Genomic DNA, 17,157 nt, shown 5'->3' with positions numbered 1-17,157 from the left:
GATGACACAGGTTGTAATTGCGACAAAAAATAAAGGAAAAGCCAAAGATTTTGAAGCACTGTTTGGGCCGCTTGGTTATGAAGTGGTGACGATGTTTGATGTTGCACCAGACATGGAAATAGAAGAGACGGGCACTACCTTTGAAGAAAATGCAGTCTTAAAGGCAGAGGCACTGGCAAAAGCACTAGGCACAATTGTCATTGCAGATGATAGTGGCTTAGCAGTAGATGCCTTAAATGGTGAGCCAGGGGTTTATTCAGCACGTTACGCTGGTGATCATGATGATGAGGCCAATATGGTGAAGTTACTGGCGAATTTACAGGGTGTTGCAGATGAAAAACGAACTGCACGGTTTTGCTGCTGCATCGCCATTGCAGGTCCGAATTTTGAGACGACAACCGTATTTGGGACATGTGAAGGTATGATTGCCCACGAAAAACGTGGCACAAATGGCTTCGGTTATGATCCAATCTTTTTCGTACCAAGCTTAAAGCGCATGATGGCTGAGTTAACAGCAGAAGAAAAGGGTGCCATTTCACATCGTGGAAATGCAATTCGTAAGCTAAAGGAAACATTGCCAAATCTTATAAAGTAAGAGGTGATATCCATGCAAGTTTTAGTTATGAGCGATACACATGGCGACAGTCTTGTTATTGATAAAGTTCGTGGCTTTTATCCAAATGCGGATGCCGTGATTCATTGTGGGGATAGTGAGCTTGCTTTTTCACATACCGCATTAACAGGCATGAAAAAAGTACGAGGTAATTGTGACGCAGAAAAAGCATTTCCAGACGAAGTGGTATTTGAAGTGGGCGACGTGGCATTTTTTGTGACACATGGTCATTTATTCAATGTCAAAACATCCATTTTGTCTTTGTCCTATCGTGCAAAGGAAGTCGCTGCGCAAATCACCTGTTTCGGTCATTCTCATATTTTAGGTGCTGAAATGATTGATGGTGTGCTGTTTATTAATCCAGGTAGTTTATTAAAACCACGTGGTCGCAAGGAAAAAAGCTTTGCAATAGTAGAAATTAGCGATGCGTATTTCCAAGTGAATTTTTTAACAGATGACAACGATTGTATTTCTTCACATCAATTTGTGCGGTAATAATCATGAACTAGAACAACATAAAAACGCTTAAAATTCTAATTAATAGAAAGTTAAGCGTTTTTGTGTTTATGCAGGATTGTACTCTTGGAAAGTATGTCCACGGATTGATTTATGTTTAAGTAGAAAAATAAAAGAAAAAGAACTAAAGGAGATAAGATGACAAAAAACAAAATAGGTTGGAATTTTGATAATAGTTATGCTCGTCTACCGCACACTTTTTATACTGCACTCAGTCTAAATCCTGTGGAGTCACCGAATTTGGTCGTGCTTAATCATTCGGTGGCACAGGCCCTTGGGTTGGACAGTGATTCGTTGCAAAGTGAAGCTGGTATAGCGATGCTTGCTGGTAATGAGGTTCCGGATGGTGCATTGCCACTTGCACAGGCTTACGCGGGGCATCAATTTGGACATTTTAATATGTTGGGGGATGGTAGAGCACTTTTACTAGGTGAACAAATAACACCTAGCGGGGATCGGTTCGATATCGGACTTAAAGGTTCAGGTAGAACACCCTATTCTCGAGGTGGCGATGGCCGAGCAGCACTGGGACCGATGCTGCGAGAATATATCATCAGCGAAGCCATGCATGCACTTGGTATTCCTACTTCTCGTAGTTTGGCCGTGGTGACTACTGGTGAATCAATAATCCGTGAAAAGGAACTTCCTGGAGCCATTCTAACACGTATTGCCAGCAGTCATTTACGTGTCGGTACCTTTCAATATGTAGCACAGTGGGGTAATGAAGAGGAGATGCGAATTTTAGCTGATACTACGTTGGCGCGTCATTTTCCCAATTTTAACGGAGTCCCAAACCGCTATATATATCTGCTTCAGCAAGTAATTAAGCGTCAGGCTTCACTCATTGCGAAGTGGCAATTGGTTGGCTTTATTCATGGGGTCATGAACACAGACAATATGACCATTAGTGGCGAAACAATTGATTATGGTCCATGCGCCTTCATGGATACCTATGACCCTGCAACAGTATTTAGTTCTATTGATAGACAAGGGCGATATGCATACGGTAATCAACCACAAATTGGCGGATGGAATTTAACTCGATTTGCTGAAACGCTACTACCCCTAATCCATGAGGATCCAGAAGAAGCTGTTAATCTAGCGCAGGAAGCGATTCAACAATATCCGCAGCTGTACTATACGAATTGGTTATCAGGAATGCGCGCGAAACTAGGGATGTTTAACGAAGAGGAACAGGATGAATCTCTTATTGAAGGACTCCTTGGATTAATGCAACAGCATCGGGCAGACTATACCAATACATTTCGTGCATTAACCCTGGATAAAATGGAGGACACGGTCTTGTTTGGTATTAAAGAATTTGAAAACTGGTACAACAAGTGGTTGGCAAGGCTCGACAGACAAGAGGAATCTAAAGCGACTTGTCAACAGTTAATGCGAGACAATAATCCTGCGGTAATTCCTCGCAACCATCGAGTCGAAGAGGCATTAGAAGCGGCTGTTGAACATGATGACTATAGTGTAATGGAACGATTACTTGTGGTTCTTGCAAATCCATTTGTAGATTCTGCCAAGCAGGAGAAATACACGACATTGCCAGAACCAACAGACTGTCCGTATCAAACTTTTTGCGGCACATAATCATTCACAACGAGGGGACTTCCCTTCGTTTTTTTATTTGTTCATGGGGCGTAAGAAGGTCACCTCACATCATTCCTGCGCATACGCTATGTATGAATAAGAGAAAAGGAGATTGTAAAAGGTGCATAAATATTCAAAAGGTTGGTTTGTCCAGCAATTACGAGCAAAAGGAATTAAATTACATCCGCAATTGCGCATGCATTTAGGGCTTTTTAAAGAATCAGAATTACGTAATTTATATTACCGATATGTGGAAAATGAGCAGGTGGATACGGAATAATTAAATCGTAGTAAGTTTGAACGGCTCCCCTATTGGAAATAATTAGATTCAACAGGGAGGCGTTGCATTATGTCGAAGAAACCATGGGTAATAACGCAACAATGGCATGATGTAGTATTTCTGCATTGGCCGTTACAGTCACATGAATTACAGCAGCATATTCCAAAAGAATTGCACCTTGACCTCTATGATGATACAGCATGGCTTGGCATCGTACTCTTTAAAGTAAAAGGAAATAGATTACGATTTATGCCTCCTTTTCTTAGAATAAGTTCCTTTCTACAAATAAATGTCCGTACGTATGTGACTTATAGAGAGAGGAAAGGAATCTATTTCTTTAGCTCAGATGTAAGTAGTGCATTTATTGCTCAAATTTCTTCAATAGGTCATTTTTTGCCTTATCGCCATGCAGAAATAACTTTTAGCAGGATAGATAATGCATTTTCTTTTTTTAGTCACTACCGAAACTCGAAAGTGAACGAATCGTTTCATGTTACATTCGAGCCCATTGCTGGAGAGATAAAAAGCCATGCATTTGAAACGTGGTTAGTTGAGCGCTATCATTCATGGATGAGGGGGAAAAAGAATTTAATTCGCATCGATATTAGTCATATGCCATGGCGTTTACAGCGAGTTAACGCTTTTATTGAAACGAATACAATGGCGCCTTTTATAAACAATAGCAAACAAGACAATCAACCAATTGCCCATTATGCTAAAAGTAGAACAGCTCGCATTTTTCCACCTATAGTGGAAACGTAAAAATACCAGGTCACGAACAATTACTCATTGTCGATGAACCTGGTATTTTCTTTATTTTGACATTCAAAATGCCATTAAATTAAAAGCGATAACAAAATCGCATGACAATTGCTTTGGCAATCATATCTGACATGGCGAGTGCTTGAGCCTCTATCTCATCAAAAATTTGTACATCTGCTTGATAGTTTTTCTGAATCATTGAAACGGCTTCATTTTTCGTTAAAGCTAAATGGGTATAAAACATTTTTTGTACATCTTCCTTACTCAAGTACGGATTGATGTGACTTAAAAATGAAGCGATGTCATCTGCATTACGATACCATTCTTTTTCTTTCACTTCTGCCGTTGCTGTATCACCTTTCACCGCTGCAGTTACTAGCTGTGCCGCAAGGACAAGGTGCTCTTTAATAAGTGCAGCATAACGATCTGCAATTTGGTCGCCATAAAACGGACGGAGGCAATTTCCTAAGTCAGTCGCATTCCGTAAGAGTCGTTCTTGCACGAAGGGTAAATCAGGCAAGCCAAAGACAATGCTGATAATGGTCATTCTCGTCCAATTGACATGTTCCATCCACAGCAGTCGGTTCATTGCCATAAAATCGGATTCGGCTGTACTGATGCAACGACGGTAGTCATTGTGCTGATTTAAAAAGTATCGTATCGGTGCTGTATATTGCGTTGTTGGAGATGTATAGGCAGCCTGTAAAGGATTTACAAAATATCCGTTTGAGTATGGGAACACAGTTTATTCACTCCTTTAAATTCTTCGTTCTACTGTAGAATACTCGGTGATACGTCCAAGTGTGAAAGGAACGATTCTTTAACCATCAAAGGAGCATTTTTGGTCATTCTTCATAGATCATTTTCTTTATCATGCCACCATCGGCGGTAAGGTTAGTACCTGTTACAAAACGATTTGTTGGGTTCGTCAAATAAAGACAAGGTAGAGCGATATCCTCAGGTGTACCAACATGACCTGTTAGATGCTGTTCATGATTAATCGCACGCAGTTTTGCATAATCGCTTGTTTCAGGTCCAACCAGGTGATATACAATTGACTGTAATGTGATCTGGTCCAAATGAACGTGCCATGGCATGTGTTAAAGCCACAATTCCACCTTTTGTTGCTGCATAGGCCTCCGTGTGAGGTTCAGACATGTTAGCACGTGTAGAGGCGATAGACACAATAGAACCGCCTTGTTCATTGGAACGCATAATTTTTGCGGCCTCTCTCGATCAGAAAAAGACACTCGTTAAATTCGTTTGAATCACCTCATTCCATGCCTCCATCGTTACATCATAAGGAGAGACATGTTGAAAATTGGCTGCATTCTTAATGAAGATATGAATGGTCCCAAAACGATCCACCGTTTTCTGCATCAAAGCAACGATGTTATGTTCTTTCGTAATATCCGTTTGCACAAATAAAGCAGGATAGCCAAGCGTATGTGACTCTTTTTCGAATTGATGGCTAGTCTCATAGTTAATATCAGCCACAACAACGCTCGCTCCACCTTTTGCATAGGCAAGCGCTATGCTTCTAGCGATCCCCTGCGCACCGCCAGTAATAACGACAACTGCATTGTTATTCCTCCAATTTTTTGCTGTTAGTTATTTTAGCAAAAAAATAGTTGTTTTATCGGGAAATGACTATTTGCAGATGGAATAATATGAGATAGGAAATCATATAATGAATAGATGTAGAGTAGTAGCGAGGTAATCCTTCCCTTCAAAGTAAAATTCATGTTGACATTATGTTAAAAAGCACATATAATAAATATTGTCTTTCAAATAGATTCTTTCTATCGGAAAACAACCATGTCTCAGTAGCTCAGCAGGATAGAGCAACGGCCTTTAAGTATAATAGGAGCCTTTATAGGGAAAGAGAACCTATAAAGTGGACGACACCATATCGGTGAAGCCTTAACAGATAATGCTGATGGTAATACCGAGGAAACTTACGATTTTCCGAAAGTAGTGAATATCTTATGGATCATCACACGAAAACTGAGGGAGATTTAGGAGTCTTGAAGGCTCAAGTCGATTTATATACAAAGGGTTATATGATTTTACTACCTCATACTGAACATGCACCTTTTGATTTAGTTATTTATAAGAATGGCGTTTTTAAAAGAGTGCAGGTTAAATATAGGGAAGTAAGTTCTAAAGAAATTCTAGAAATTAGATTCCGTTCAGTTTATTCAAATACAAAAGGTATTGTTTCAACTGATGTAAATAAGGATGAAATAGACGTATATTGTGTTTATTGTCCAAATACGGATGAATGCTATTATTTTAACCCGAAGAAATTGCATAATAAATCATTAAACTTGAGGGTAGAGATACCAAAGAATAATCAACTAGCTCATATTAAATACGCTAGTGATTATCGTGAGGTTCCGTAGAGACTAAACGTGTCGCACCTGAAATGGTGAAGTTATAGTCCAGACCAGCAAACTGCAGATGCAGGTAGTGAAAACTATAGTGGTAAGCTAAGCCGTCGGTCGGGGGTTCGAATCCCTCCTGGGACGTATCAAGGTTCAGATAGAATAAGATTGAACCAACTGAAAAGCGCTTTAAATCCTTTAACATCAAGGGTTTGAGGCGCTTTTCCTTTTTTTGAGAATACGTTAGAAAAGGATAGAAAAAGAAAAGTTTCTACACATTTTCTACACAAAAAAGGTATTACTAAATCGTTTCGTGACTGTTATTGAACTAAGCCGCAAAAAGGTTAAGTGTAACTATTTGCATACAATTAGCCGAGCAGCTTCAAGGCAACCCATATTTCATTAATTTTTATTAATCAATCAATTCTTTTTTAATCATTTAAATAGTGTTCCTAGAAAGGGCAGTTTCACGATGAAAGTTTGATTATTTGTATTAAAGTTTGATTAGTCGTTTGAAAAATAATAAATGCATTTATTAATGTGAATTAATTTATTCAACAAACGGACCATATTGTTGAACAAGGCGTTTAAAGAAAATTGTTCTGAGTGAAGAGATTGTATAGGTTTACACTTAAATTAATGGGCAGTATATTAAAAGAAGTCTATTTGGCATAGAAAGGAGGAAAAACTGAGTTGAATTGGGGATTTTTTAAAAGGAAACAAGCATATTATCCTGCTGACAGCTATTCAAAAGATTATATAGAAGAAATGTTACAGGTTACTGGCAAATATGAAGTATCACGAATACCTGCAATTTTTGAGTTATTATTAACCAGTTCTAATGAATTGAAAGTTAGAACAGCAAAAGTTCTTCATGACTATGTTCAATCATTAAACATTCTTGAATTATCAAAGCTTGATAATTTGTTTAGAGAGCGGTCTTCATTGGATTGGTCATATGATTGGAAAACTGAATCTCCAGAGAATTTATTAACAACCGATATGACTGAAGAAGTGAGATTAATGATTCTAGGTTTATGTAGCTTTCATCCAAGCGGATACTTTAGAGAAAAAGCACTTCATTTATTAGATCAGCATGATTCAGGTAAAGAATTGTCCTATTTGCTTATAAGATGTAACGATTGGGTTACAGAGGTAAGGGATACGGCTAAAAAATATGTTGAGCGTCGTTTAAAACACTCATATGTAAATAATATTGTAAATAACCTTCCATTAGTATTTAAGTTAAAGAATACAAATAGAAATGATAACAGAAAAATTTTTGAACAGGTGGTTCATATTTTATCTCAAAAGGAGTCATTTCCCTTTTTAGATAAAGGTACTAAATCTAATTTTGGTAAGATAAGATATTTCTGTTATCGAGTCATTATATCTTCAAAAATGTATAATAAAGAACTACTTTTAAAATATCTAAAACTAGAAAAAGAACCTCATCCACGTCTCTTGCTGTTTAATGAATTAATAAGTGATATTAGTGTTGATGAATTTAAGTTATATTACCCAACTTTAAAGAAGGACAAATTTCCAATGATACGGGCAAAAGTATTAGAGAAATATTTCTCTTTCTTTCCAGATGAGAGCATCAAAGAACTAGAAAATGCACTATTAGATAAGAGTGGTACGATTAGGTCAATAGCAAGATTCCTATTAAGTAAACAAAATAAATCCGACTTCGCCTCTTATTACATACGAATGTTAAAGTCTTATCAATTGGTTCGGGGGGCTTTATTAGGATTAGGAGAAGTAGGTAAGAAAAATCATGTAGAGTTAATAATTCCATACTTAGATGATAGTAATGTTTCAATAGTTAAGGCTGCTATCCGTGCAATATCATTATTAGATGGAGAAAATCATAAGGCAGAATTTGTTGGATTGCTTGATCATAAAGATGAAGGAATATCTAAAGTTGCAAGAAGGTCATTATCGACAGTTTATTATAAGGATATCAAGGAACAATTATATAGTTTGTATACCGAGACGAATTACAAACATACAAAATATAATATTGCTCTTTTGCTAAGTTCACTTTCGAAATGGGATGCAATAATCTATATTATAGAGTTTTATGTGAATGAGGAAGAAAGTGAAATCTCAAGATTAGGGAAAACCAATTTTATTAATTGGATAGTAAATTTTAATCGTACTTTTGATTTGCCAACTAAGAACCAAATTGTTTCAATTAGGAACACATTATCAAAGTATGGTAGTGAATTAGAAAAAAGCGACGTAAGTGAAATTGAATTTTGTATAAAAGGTTTTCAATGATAAACTTAATTAATTTTATAATAGTTCTATTTCCTAAAGTATCCAGAACTAATTATTGTGAAGTGTTTGTTATGAATTTCACTTTTTCTAACGGGGAGTGTAAGTTTAACAAGCTAAGGTAGGAATCATTATCATGATCTTCAACAATCGGGCGTTGTTTTTGCGCTACATGGATGGCTAACGGGGCAGAATAATGGAATTAATCTAAAAATTGCCAAATTCAATTTTAAGGAATTACGCTTTTTAGAATTAGAATTTCCCTAACATTGTAATTCCGCATTTTCTTAAACTACATCATTTTGTATGTGTAAAATATCGCTTAAAAAAGTGCAAAATACCTCCTGAAGCAACCCGTCCTAGATTAGAACGGGTTAGCTTTACTGAGATTATAAAATTAAATAGCTATATTGTCACTTTATATTACTTCATCTGGTGGCTGTGTCTTTCTCCACCCATAAAACTGCATGATGTCTTTTGATCATATAAATCATTTCAATTCCCACCTTTCATGTTTTTTAATTAACAAAATTAATATAGACGAATACGAATATAATTTTCTACTTTTCTTCGGTTCTCCTCAAAGATTTTTTTCGCATTTTCATTATGAAGTGCTTTCTCAAGAGAGATCTCACGTTTTGTAATAGTTATCGTGAGAGCAAAAATGTTTAATATCATTTATTATCACCTCCTTAAATTACCATGAAAAATGAAAAAAACCGTAGAGAGACTCCCCTACGGTGAAAAAAGGCACAAAAATACCGCAGGGGCACACTTCTCCCTGCGGTATGGGTATGCTTAATTACAAAAAAACCTTAAGCGATCCATTCCGATCTGGTCGAATGTGTGATTTTCATTTTTACTGAAGTTGTAACTACCAATGACATCAATTTAACGATAACGATCATTTCATTCGACCTCCTTAAGAATTTTTTGTTTGCTTTGTAAGTATATCTATCTTTAAGTTGTTTGTAAACATCTTTTACTAAGTTTTCCTGATTGTGTTAATTACTAGAAAAACTCTTTGCTGCTTTACATTGTTAGTTACTTGATTTTTTCGGAGTAGCAAATAGAAGATATAGAAGACTTAAAGCCAAAAAACATAATTATTATTAAGACAGGGATTTCAGAAATGGTTTAGAATTATTAAATTTAAGGACAATCATAGAAAACCCTGGCTCTTTCCGACAGCGAAAATTCAAGTAAAGAAAATTTAAATTATTTTCTAATATAGCTCAATAACCTTTGCTGCTAACTTTGATGAACATACGAGGGATAAAGGGAGAAGTAAAAAAAACTTTGCTCCAAATATTTTATAATTGTATAATTTATGTATAACTGGTTGATTTGAAACAGTGTATTACTATGAATATTAAGCCCTCAACCACAATAAAAAGGATTACAATATTTGCGTGAAGTGGGAATCTAATCGCAACTATGTGTATTATTATAGATAAAAGCTAAAATAGAAGGTGTAATGAAAATGGGTTTTCCCTTGATTGGAAGAAAAAAATTATTAAATACCAGGAGGACAACTAATCGCTCTAAAAAAGCAAAATCTAGAAGTTTAGTATTTACGAGCTCGTTATTTCTCTCCGCCCTCATAATTATCGTAATCGGATTAATGATTTCCCTGTCCATACGCGATCAACGTGGGGCGTATTTTCGCCAATTTGATGAATATGGAAAAGTATTCAAATCCATAACTCAACAAAATGAACCTCTTGTTGCCGAAGCAACGAAGACAATTCTTGAGCATCAACCATTGGAGGGAAAACCATTCGAGGAACTCCCCAATATTTTGAATTCTATGAACTCCAATCATATGGTAGTGGATGTCTATTTATTAACACCGGACATTATCAAGAAGGATGACAAAGAATACTTATATAACTCAGAATATGGACGGGATCCAGTTGAATATGCTGAAGAGTTAGGTACGTTATATGAAATAGATTCGGAATTTCTTAAAAGTTACGAAGATGCAATGAGAAACGGTAGCACATTAACTGATGTTTACACTGATGAAGGTGGAACTTTCATCTCGTATTTAGCGCCGATTAATGACGGAAGCGGGAAACCAGTTGCGTTGTTCGGTGTCGATTTCGATTACGGGATTGTTAAAAAGGAACTTCAACGGATTCTATGGACGAATATCACGGTTGGTATTTTTTTTGTACTTATGTTAATCGGGTTGGTTGTATTCATTCTTCGTAAAATGTTGCGCCCGCTTGCACGTTTAGCTGAAGTGTCTGAACATGCTTCGAAAGGCGATTTAACCGTTGAAATTCCTGTACTGAACCATAATGAGATTGGTAAGGCTGCAAGTTCATTTAATCAGATGATTAGCGGACTTCGGGTATTGACCCATAACATACAAAATTCTTCGAATGAAGTTGCTGTATCTTCTTCTCAATTGCAAGAAAGCGCTGCCCAGACCGAAGCAGCTACACAAGAAATCACAGGTGCCATTCAAAACATTGCTGTTGGGCTCGATGAACAACTTCGTCATACTAATGAGTGTCAACAATCAATGAAGGAAATGGGAATGGGTATTCATAGAATCGTAGATGCATCCTCCGTCGTCTCAGAATTGGCTTCGGTTACAGCAGATAGCGCAAATGCAGGATTGAAGGATATAGAAACAACAGTTGCTCAAATGAGCACAATTGAACAAAACTTGAAAACATCGGTCGAAGCAATCCATGGACTGAAGAAATTAAGCGATCAAGTTAGTGAAATGGTTACATTAATAGGTAGCATTGCTAATCAGACCAATTTGCTTGCACTTAACGCATCGATTGAGGCATCGCGAGCAGGTGAGCATGGTAAAGGTTTTGCCGTTGTGGCTCAAGAAATTCGTTTACTCGCTGAACGGTCCAAAATCTCTTCGGAGAAAATAACTGACATACTCCAAGGCATCAGCGATCACACGAGTAAAACAGTGGTTTCTTTGGATAAATCAATGACAGAAGCCCAGGCAGGTACACACATTGCGAATAAGGCAGGGCAAACATTTAGTTCGATCGTGGAGTCGATACAGAAAGTGTCCGATCAGATTGACGAAGTATCTGCTGCTTCGGAACAACTGTCATCAGGAAGTGAGTTAGTTGCGGCTTCACTAACAGTGCTGGAGGGTATCGCAGATTCATCTTCAGCCGACTCCGCTCACATCGCCGCTTCATCAGAAGAACAACTTGCAGCCATGCAAGAGGTAGCCAGTTTTGCAGCTATGCTTTATGGGCTGGCGGATGAATTGAAACAGAGTGTTGACCGTTTCCGTGTAAAGTAGGTTACTAGTTAAAACCGCACTTAGACTAGTTACGGTGAACCGTACCACAAGTGATGGTACATAGGATGAGAAAGGAAGTTATTTTAGATATTATATTATAATACGTAGAGAACCCTGTAGCACATCGGAGAATTTGCGATAAGCTACAGGGTTCCTTTATTTTACGAGAAATTCTTTAATATATTTAATCAAGGACAACTTCTACTTCCGCTTAGAGTACCTGTGAAAAAGGAGAGCGAGCGCAATGCGATTGAAGAGCGCGCAAGAGTGGAAAATGTCGTACGTGAGACACTACAAAGCAATGATGTACGCGTAGTAGCACGTCTAATGACTATTGAAACGAACATGCCAAATCGTCCAATCGTTATAACACTACCATTAAGAGGTGTGACAATCTCAACTGATCCAGCTGAGCGCAAAGTATTTTTAGAGCGTCTAGCAGTGTTCATTGAACATTCAGATGGCGAAAAAAAGGTTGTCATCCCAGAGCATTTGTGAAAGAAGCAGGCATTATGAACGGGGATGCAAATGGCAATTTCCGTGCAAGTGAAAACATCACTCGTGCACAAATGGCAACAGTCGCAGCGAACTTTAAACAGCTGGACATTCAAGAAAATGTAGACATTACATTTAATGATATAGATGGACACTGGGCACAATGGATCATCGAGGCAAACCGCAACGCAGACATCATTAATGGCCGCGAAGACGGAAGCTTCGCGCCAGACCAACATTTAACACGTGCACAGGCAGTTGTTATGATGAACCGTATGTTCGAACGTGGTCCATTAAACGGTGTTACAACGCCAAGCTTCCCAGATGTGAAAGCAACGCACTGGGCATTTAAAGAGATTGAAGAAGCAGCGAAAAATCATTCGTATTATATAAATGAAGATAGTGCAGAGCAGTTATCTGAATAAACAACAAGCAGGCTACGGATTTCCTTAGCCTGCTTGCATATTTAAAAAGAGTAAAGTGATAATAATAACTTAAAATCAGTGATAGTAATCCATACTAGTCGATGCATTTACAATATGGTTTTGTTCAGAATTTGTTTAACAGACCTATGATAGGATGCGTAAGGGGACCGATATTAGAAATACAGGTGAAAGTCATATTGCATAATGGATTTAATTCTAACAAACTGATAGTTTGATGTTATACATAATTGTGTTCAAGTAGGGGAGGCGTGATAGTGAAAAAAAATATTAGCATTACTGTGACCATTATCATGCTATTTATTATCGTATTTTTTGTTGGCAATGGAGATTATTTTGTTAGTAGTAGTCAGCGGATTGCGCAGAATGGGATAGTTACAATTGAAGAAAAAGAACTACAAGAAAATACTATTTTAAAATTGGATGGAGAATGGTCGTTCTATCCAAATATCTTAATATCGTCAAGTGATTCATTTGATGCGTATGAGAGCAAGAAAATACCAATTGGGGTTCCGTCTACCTGGAATAGTTTTGTAGAACCAAATGAGGAAGGACTTACTGTAGGAACATATCATGTTAAGATAAATGTACCAATTGAAGGGGAATATGGATTATACATTCGTTCAATTCGCCAATCTAACTGTGTTTTCATAAATGGAGAAGTTGTAGGTAGTATGGGGAATCCGAGTGAAACCTTAAAGGACTTTAAGTTCGAAAATGATGATAAATATACGGTGTTTGCAAAAAGTGAGAATCAAATGCTTGATATTGTAATTCATGTCGGAAATTATAATTATCCAAAATCTGGTATAACTTTTCCTATTGAGTTTGGAACAAAGGAAGCTATTCAAAGAGATTTTAGCATGAAAATTTTAGCAGAATCGTTTGTATGTATTGGTTATATTGTATTCGGTGCGATTTATATTATATCGTATAGTCAAAATCGGAAACGTAAAGAAGAATTGTTTTTGGGGTTATTCACTATATTATTCGGACTGTACATGTCGTTTACTAATGAAAAAATATTTTTACTTATTTTTCCTTATTTAAATATAAATGAACAATTGCGTTTGCAATTAGGGATTTTACCACTTGTCGATGCTTGTTTAGCATTTTTTCTCTATTATTTGTATCCGGAGTTTATGAGGAAAAAAGCAATTTATATTATTAGTATTTTATTAGGTTTCCTTTTTTTTATCTATGGGATTTACAACCCGATTACAAAAAATAGTATGATTATACCAGTAGAAAATCTAGTTCTTTCACAAATAATCTTTGCAGTAATTTTTATTCCTGTTGGGCTTTATAATGTGTTTGTGCTATTACGTGTGCTTATGAAAGGTGTAGAAGGTTCACGTTATATTCTAATTCTTTTAGTATCTCTTACTTGTTATACTTTTTTAATAGTAATGTATTACATTTTTGATATACCTATGGTTTATAGTGAACAATTATTGTTTATTTTTACACTATATAGTTTTGCATCTCTGCTTAGTTTCCGAGCAAATACATCTTTTAAGAAAGTTCAAGCGTTATCGGAAGAGCTATTGATGCATAATCAAATGAAGGATGAGTTTTTATTGAAAACGTCTCATGAATTACGTACGCCTTTAAATGGTATTTTAAATATATCCAAATCGTTAATGGAAGGTGTACAAGGACCTTTAAAGCGTGAGCAACAAGAAAATGTCATTTTAATACATAATGTCGCACAACGTTTAGGTTATTTAGTAGAGGATTTATTGATTTCTTCGAATCATATGACCGGAGAAGTTCGTGTTATCCCTCGTGTTGTTCCGATAAGCGTAATTAATGAAGTAATTGAGGAAATTCGTAGTTTAATGTCGAGTGATACATCCATAAGATTAATGAGTGTAGTAGATTCTAATTTACCCCATATGTATACAGATGAATTACGATTGAAACAAGTGCTTTATAATTTACTCTATAATGCTCTGCAACATACAAAACATGGACAAATTACAGTCTTAGCTAGTGTACGTAATGATTATATGGAAATACAAGTAAGCGATACTGGAATTGGTATACCGTCACAAGACTTAGATCGAATTTTTAATTCCTTTTATCAAGTAAAGAAAGGTAAAAATAGTGGGGGACTTGGGTTAGGATTAAGTATCTCAAAAAATATAGTAGAACAGTTAAATGGGGAAATTCATGTAACAAGTACATTAGGTGTTGGAACAATTTTTACTTTTACGGTGCCACTTGCCACACTCGAAAAACTAGATATTGAAACACAACAACAGATGGGCAATCGAGCAGAAAATACTATACTACAGCTAGATTTACCCTTATTGCATAAAGGTAATGACAAAACCATACTCGTTGTTGATGATGATCATGTGAATATAAAAGTACTAGTGGACGCATTAATTCAAAAAGGCTATACCGTTATTGGGGTAGATAATGGGTTTGATGCGATGGGTTATATAAAGAAACATAAAGTAGATTGCATGTTAGTCGACTTAATGATGAATGGTATGTCAGGCTATGAATTATGCAAACAAGTACGAAAACAATACGATACGTTGGAATTACCGATTATTGTTTTAACAGCAATTATGCAGCATTCAGATTTAGTGTTATCTTTACAGGTTGGGGCAAATGATTATCTGCCAAAACCGATTGCGATGGATGAATTACTAGTGCGTATTCAATCATTACTAGCAGTTCGACAATCTTCCATTGATGCGATTGAGGATGAAATGAATTATTTATATGCGCAAGTAACTCCTCATTTTGTCTACAATACACTTAATACGATTATCGGCTTAAGCTATACAGATATAGAAAATACACGAGAGGCGTTATACAGTTTAGCAACCTATTTCCGTGCCAAGCTGAATGTCCATTATCGTAACAGCATGGTTTCTATAGAAGATGAAATAGACCTTGTAAAAGCATATCTCTATATTGAAAAAATGCGCTTTGGTGATCGTCTTACAGTTGCATATGATATTGATGAGTCCATTCAATCTTTGATTCCAGCATTATCAATTCAGCCTATAGTTGAAAATGCAGTTTTTCACGGGATTTCGAAGAAAAAAGAAGGTGGTACTATTGAGGTGAGTGTGCAACGAGAAGGTCAATTTATACGTATTAAAATTTATGATAATGGGGTCGGTATCTCAGAAGAAAAGTTGCAACGATTAGTAAATGAAGAAAACTCACGTATTGGATTTACGAATCCGTTGAAAAAATTTAAGCTTATTAGAAATGCCAGTTTGCGTATATATAGTGAAGAAGGTAAAGGAACTACTGTTATTATTCTATTACCAGAAGGTGATGCATAGTGAATATAGTCATAATTGATGATGAAAAAATGGCAATAGATGTGTTAAGAATTATGCTAGAAAAGCTTACACAATTTACGTTTTGCATTAAAGGTACGTATACAAATGTAAGGGATGCATTTGCTCTTTTTGAAAAAGAACGAGTAGATGTCGTTTTTTTAGATATGGAGATGATTGACGTTCATGGGTTGCAAGTTGCCAAAAAGTTACTAGTTAAATATCCAAGTATGCAAATTATTTTTGTGACAGCCCATGCGAAGTTTGCTGTAGATGCTTTTGACGTAGAAGCAACAGATTATTTATTAAAGCCAGTTCGAGAAAACCGTTTATTGAAGGCAGTGACAAAAGCACAGCAAGTATTTAGTCTACGGCAAGAAATGCAATCTAAAAAAAAAGAATTACATATGTACGCACATACTTTTGGTAGCTTTCGTCTATTAGATGTCCAACAGCAAATTGTGAAATGGCGTACAAGAAAAGTAAAGGAATTGTTTTTATATTTATGGTTTAATCGGAATAAGCCGCTATTAAATACTGTAATTATGGAAGAATTATGGCCAGAAGCAGAGCTAGAGAAAGCTGGGGCTAATTTACATACATCCATCTATCAATTACGCAAAATTTTGAAGCAAAATGGTAGTGAAAATCCGATTCTATTAGTAAATAATCACTATCAATTAAATATCGAAATTGATAGTGATTATGAGAAACTAGTACAGTTGTTAGAAAGAGAGCATTATGATGAACAAGCAATGCAACAATTATTAAATTGCTATGAAGATGATTTTTTAGCGGAGGAAGAATATCATTGGGCGATTCAAATACAACTTCGCTTAAAACACAGCGTATTACATTTATTAGAAATGTATATCGCCCATACGAATGAAATTAATCCATTACTAAAACTAAATTGCCTACAAAAAATGCTAGAGCTCGATGAATTTAATGAGCAATACATGTTTTTGCTCTTGCAATTTTTAATCGAGAAAAATAAAAAACAAGATTGTACACAATGTTTTGATATGATCCAGCAAAAGTTACAGGAAGAGTTAGGCGTGCCAGTGCCAGATAATATCAAGAGTATTTATGCAGAATACATGATACGCGTATAGAAAGTTACGCTAATCACTGCTTTCATCTTCAATGCTCACTTTTTCACTTTTGACGTGA

14 protein-coding genes and 1 pseudogene are annotated in these 17,157 nt (G+C 36.2%); 12 read left to right on the top strand and 3 right to left on the bottom strand.

Translation table 11 applies throughout. The features are described 5' to 3' along the window. The first annotated feature begins 1 nt into the window (after position 1). From H131_RS15555 to H131_RS15540, 5 genes are all read left to right on the top strand, one after another. Positions 2-595 carry an XTP/dITP diphosphatase gene (locus H131_RS15555; protein ID WP_010860105.1) on the top strand — a complete coding sequence of 198 codons (594 nt, stop codon included), beginning with the start codon at positions 2-4 and terminating at the stop codon, positions 593-595. A 12-nt stretch (positions 596-607) separates the two neighbouring features. Further along, a complete protein-coding gene (locus H131_RS15550; RefSeq protein WP_010860104.1) occupies positions 608-1,108 on the top strand; it encodes a metallophosphoesterase in 501 nt (166 codons plus the stop codon). Between the two features lie 159 nt (positions 1,109-1,267). Next, entirely contained in the window at positions 1,268-2,731 is a 1,464-nt protein-coding gene (locus H131_RS15545) for a protein adenylyltransferase SelO (protein ID WP_010860103.1), read from the top strand. 121 nt (positions 2,732-2,852) lie between these two features. After that, the gene (locus tag H131_RS23875; RefSeq protein WP_010860102.1) at positions 2,853-3,011 is read left to right on the top strand and encodes a DUF2639 domain-containing protein; all 159 of its coding nucleotides are present in this window, start codon (positions 2,853-2,855) and stop codon (positions 3,009-3,011) included. Positions 3,012-3,080: 69 nt separating this feature from the next. Further along, positions 3,081-3,773 carry a YqjF family protein gene (locus tag H131_RS15540; protein WP_010860101.1) on the top strand — a complete coding sequence of 231 codons (693 nt, stop codon included), beginning with the start codon at positions 3,081-3,083 and terminating at the stop codon, positions 3,771-3,773. Positions 3,774-3,852: 79 nt separating this feature from the next. Here H131_RS15540 and H131_RS15535 read toward each other — a convergent pair whose 3' ends face one another. Next, a complete protein-coding gene (locus tag H131_RS15535) occupies positions 3,853-4,515 on the bottom strand; it encodes a hypothetical protein (protein ID WP_036130551.1) in 663 nt (220 codons plus the stop codon). Positions 4,516-4,618: 103 nt separating this feature from the next. Further along, positions 4,619-5,342: pseudogene (locus H131_RS15530) on the bottom strand (SDR family oxidoreductase). A 419-nt stretch (positions 5,343-5,761) separates the two neighbouring features. On the opposite strand from H131_RS15530, the gene H131_RS15525 reads away from it, so the two are divergent. Together H131_RS15525 and H131_RS15520 are read left to right on the top strand one after the other, a co-directional pair. Further along, complete coding sequence (locus tag H131_RS15525) at positions 5,762-6,178, top strand: group I intron-associated PD-(D/E)XK endonuclease (RefSeq protein WP_010860100.1); 417 nt, start codon at positions 5,762-5,764, stop codon at positions 6,176-6,178. A 675-nt stretch (positions 6,179-6,853) separates the two neighbouring features. Next, positions 6,854-8,446, top strand: coding sequence for a HEAT repeat domain-containing protein (locus H131_RS15520; RefSeq protein ID WP_036130549.1), 1,593 nt, complete (start codon positions 6,854-6,856; stop codon positions 8,444-8,446). A gap of 528 nt (positions 8,447-8,974) precedes the next feature. On the opposite strand, the gene H131_RS23870 is transcribed toward H131_RS15520, so the two are convergent. After that, on the bottom strand, positions 8,975-9,121 hold the full coding sequence (locus tag H131_RS23870; RefSeq protein ID WP_010860099.1) for a YrzI family small protein: 147 nt from the start codon (positions 9,119-9,121) through the stop codon (positions 8,975-8,977). An 805-nt stretch (positions 9,122-9,926) separates the two neighbouring features. Here H131_RS23870 and H131_RS15515 point away from each other — a divergent pair. The 5 genes from H131_RS15515 (at position 9,927) to H131_RS15495 (ending at position 17,099) form a co-directional block, all read left to right on the top strand. Then, positions 9,927-11,735 carry a methyl-accepting chemotaxis protein gene (locus H131_RS15515; RefSeq protein ID WP_036130547.1) on the top strand — a complete coding sequence of 603 codons (1,809 nt, stop codon included), beginning with the start codon at positions 9,927-9,929 and terminating at the stop codon, positions 11,733-11,735. A gap of 222 nt (positions 11,736-11,957) precedes the next feature. Further along, positions 11,958-12,233, top strand: coding sequence for a hypothetical protein (locus tag H131_RS25495; protein WP_036130545.1), 276 nt, complete (start codon positions 11,958-11,960; stop codon positions 12,231-12,233). A 14-nt stretch (positions 12,234-12,247) separates the two neighbouring features. Further along, positions 12,248-12,655 carry an S-layer homology domain-containing protein gene (locus H131_RS25490; RefSeq protein WP_230491860.1) on the top strand — a complete coding sequence of 136 codons (408 nt, stop codon included), beginning with the start codon at positions 12,248-12,250 and terminating at the stop codon, positions 12,653-12,655. Between the two features lie 275 nt (positions 12,656-12,930). Beyond that, positions 12,931-15,987 carry a hybrid sensor histidine kinase/response regulator gene (locus tag H131_RS15500; RefSeq protein WP_036130539.1) on the top strand — a complete coding sequence of 1,019 codons (3,057 nt, stop codon included), beginning with the start codon at positions 12,931-12,933 and terminating at the stop codon, positions 15,985-15,987. After that, on the top strand, positions 15,987-17,099 hold the full coding sequence (locus tag H131_RS15495; protein WP_010860096.1) for a response regulator: 1,113 nt from the start codon (positions 15,987-15,989) through the stop codon (positions 17,097-17,099). The genes H131_RS15500 and H131_RS15495 overlap by 1 nt, the downstream gene beginning before the upstream one ends. Positions 17,100-17,157: the final 58 nt, after the last annotated feature.

The sequence above is a fragment of the Lysinibacillus sphaericus OT4b.31 genome, assembly GCF_000392615.1.
Classification (GTDB): domain Bacteria; phylum Bacillota; class Bacilli; order Bacillales_A; family Planococcaceae; genus Lysinibacillus; species Lysinibacillus sphaericus_B.
Note: the sequence above shows the minus strand (reverse complement) of the source record. Positions and strands in the feature narration are given on the sequence as shown.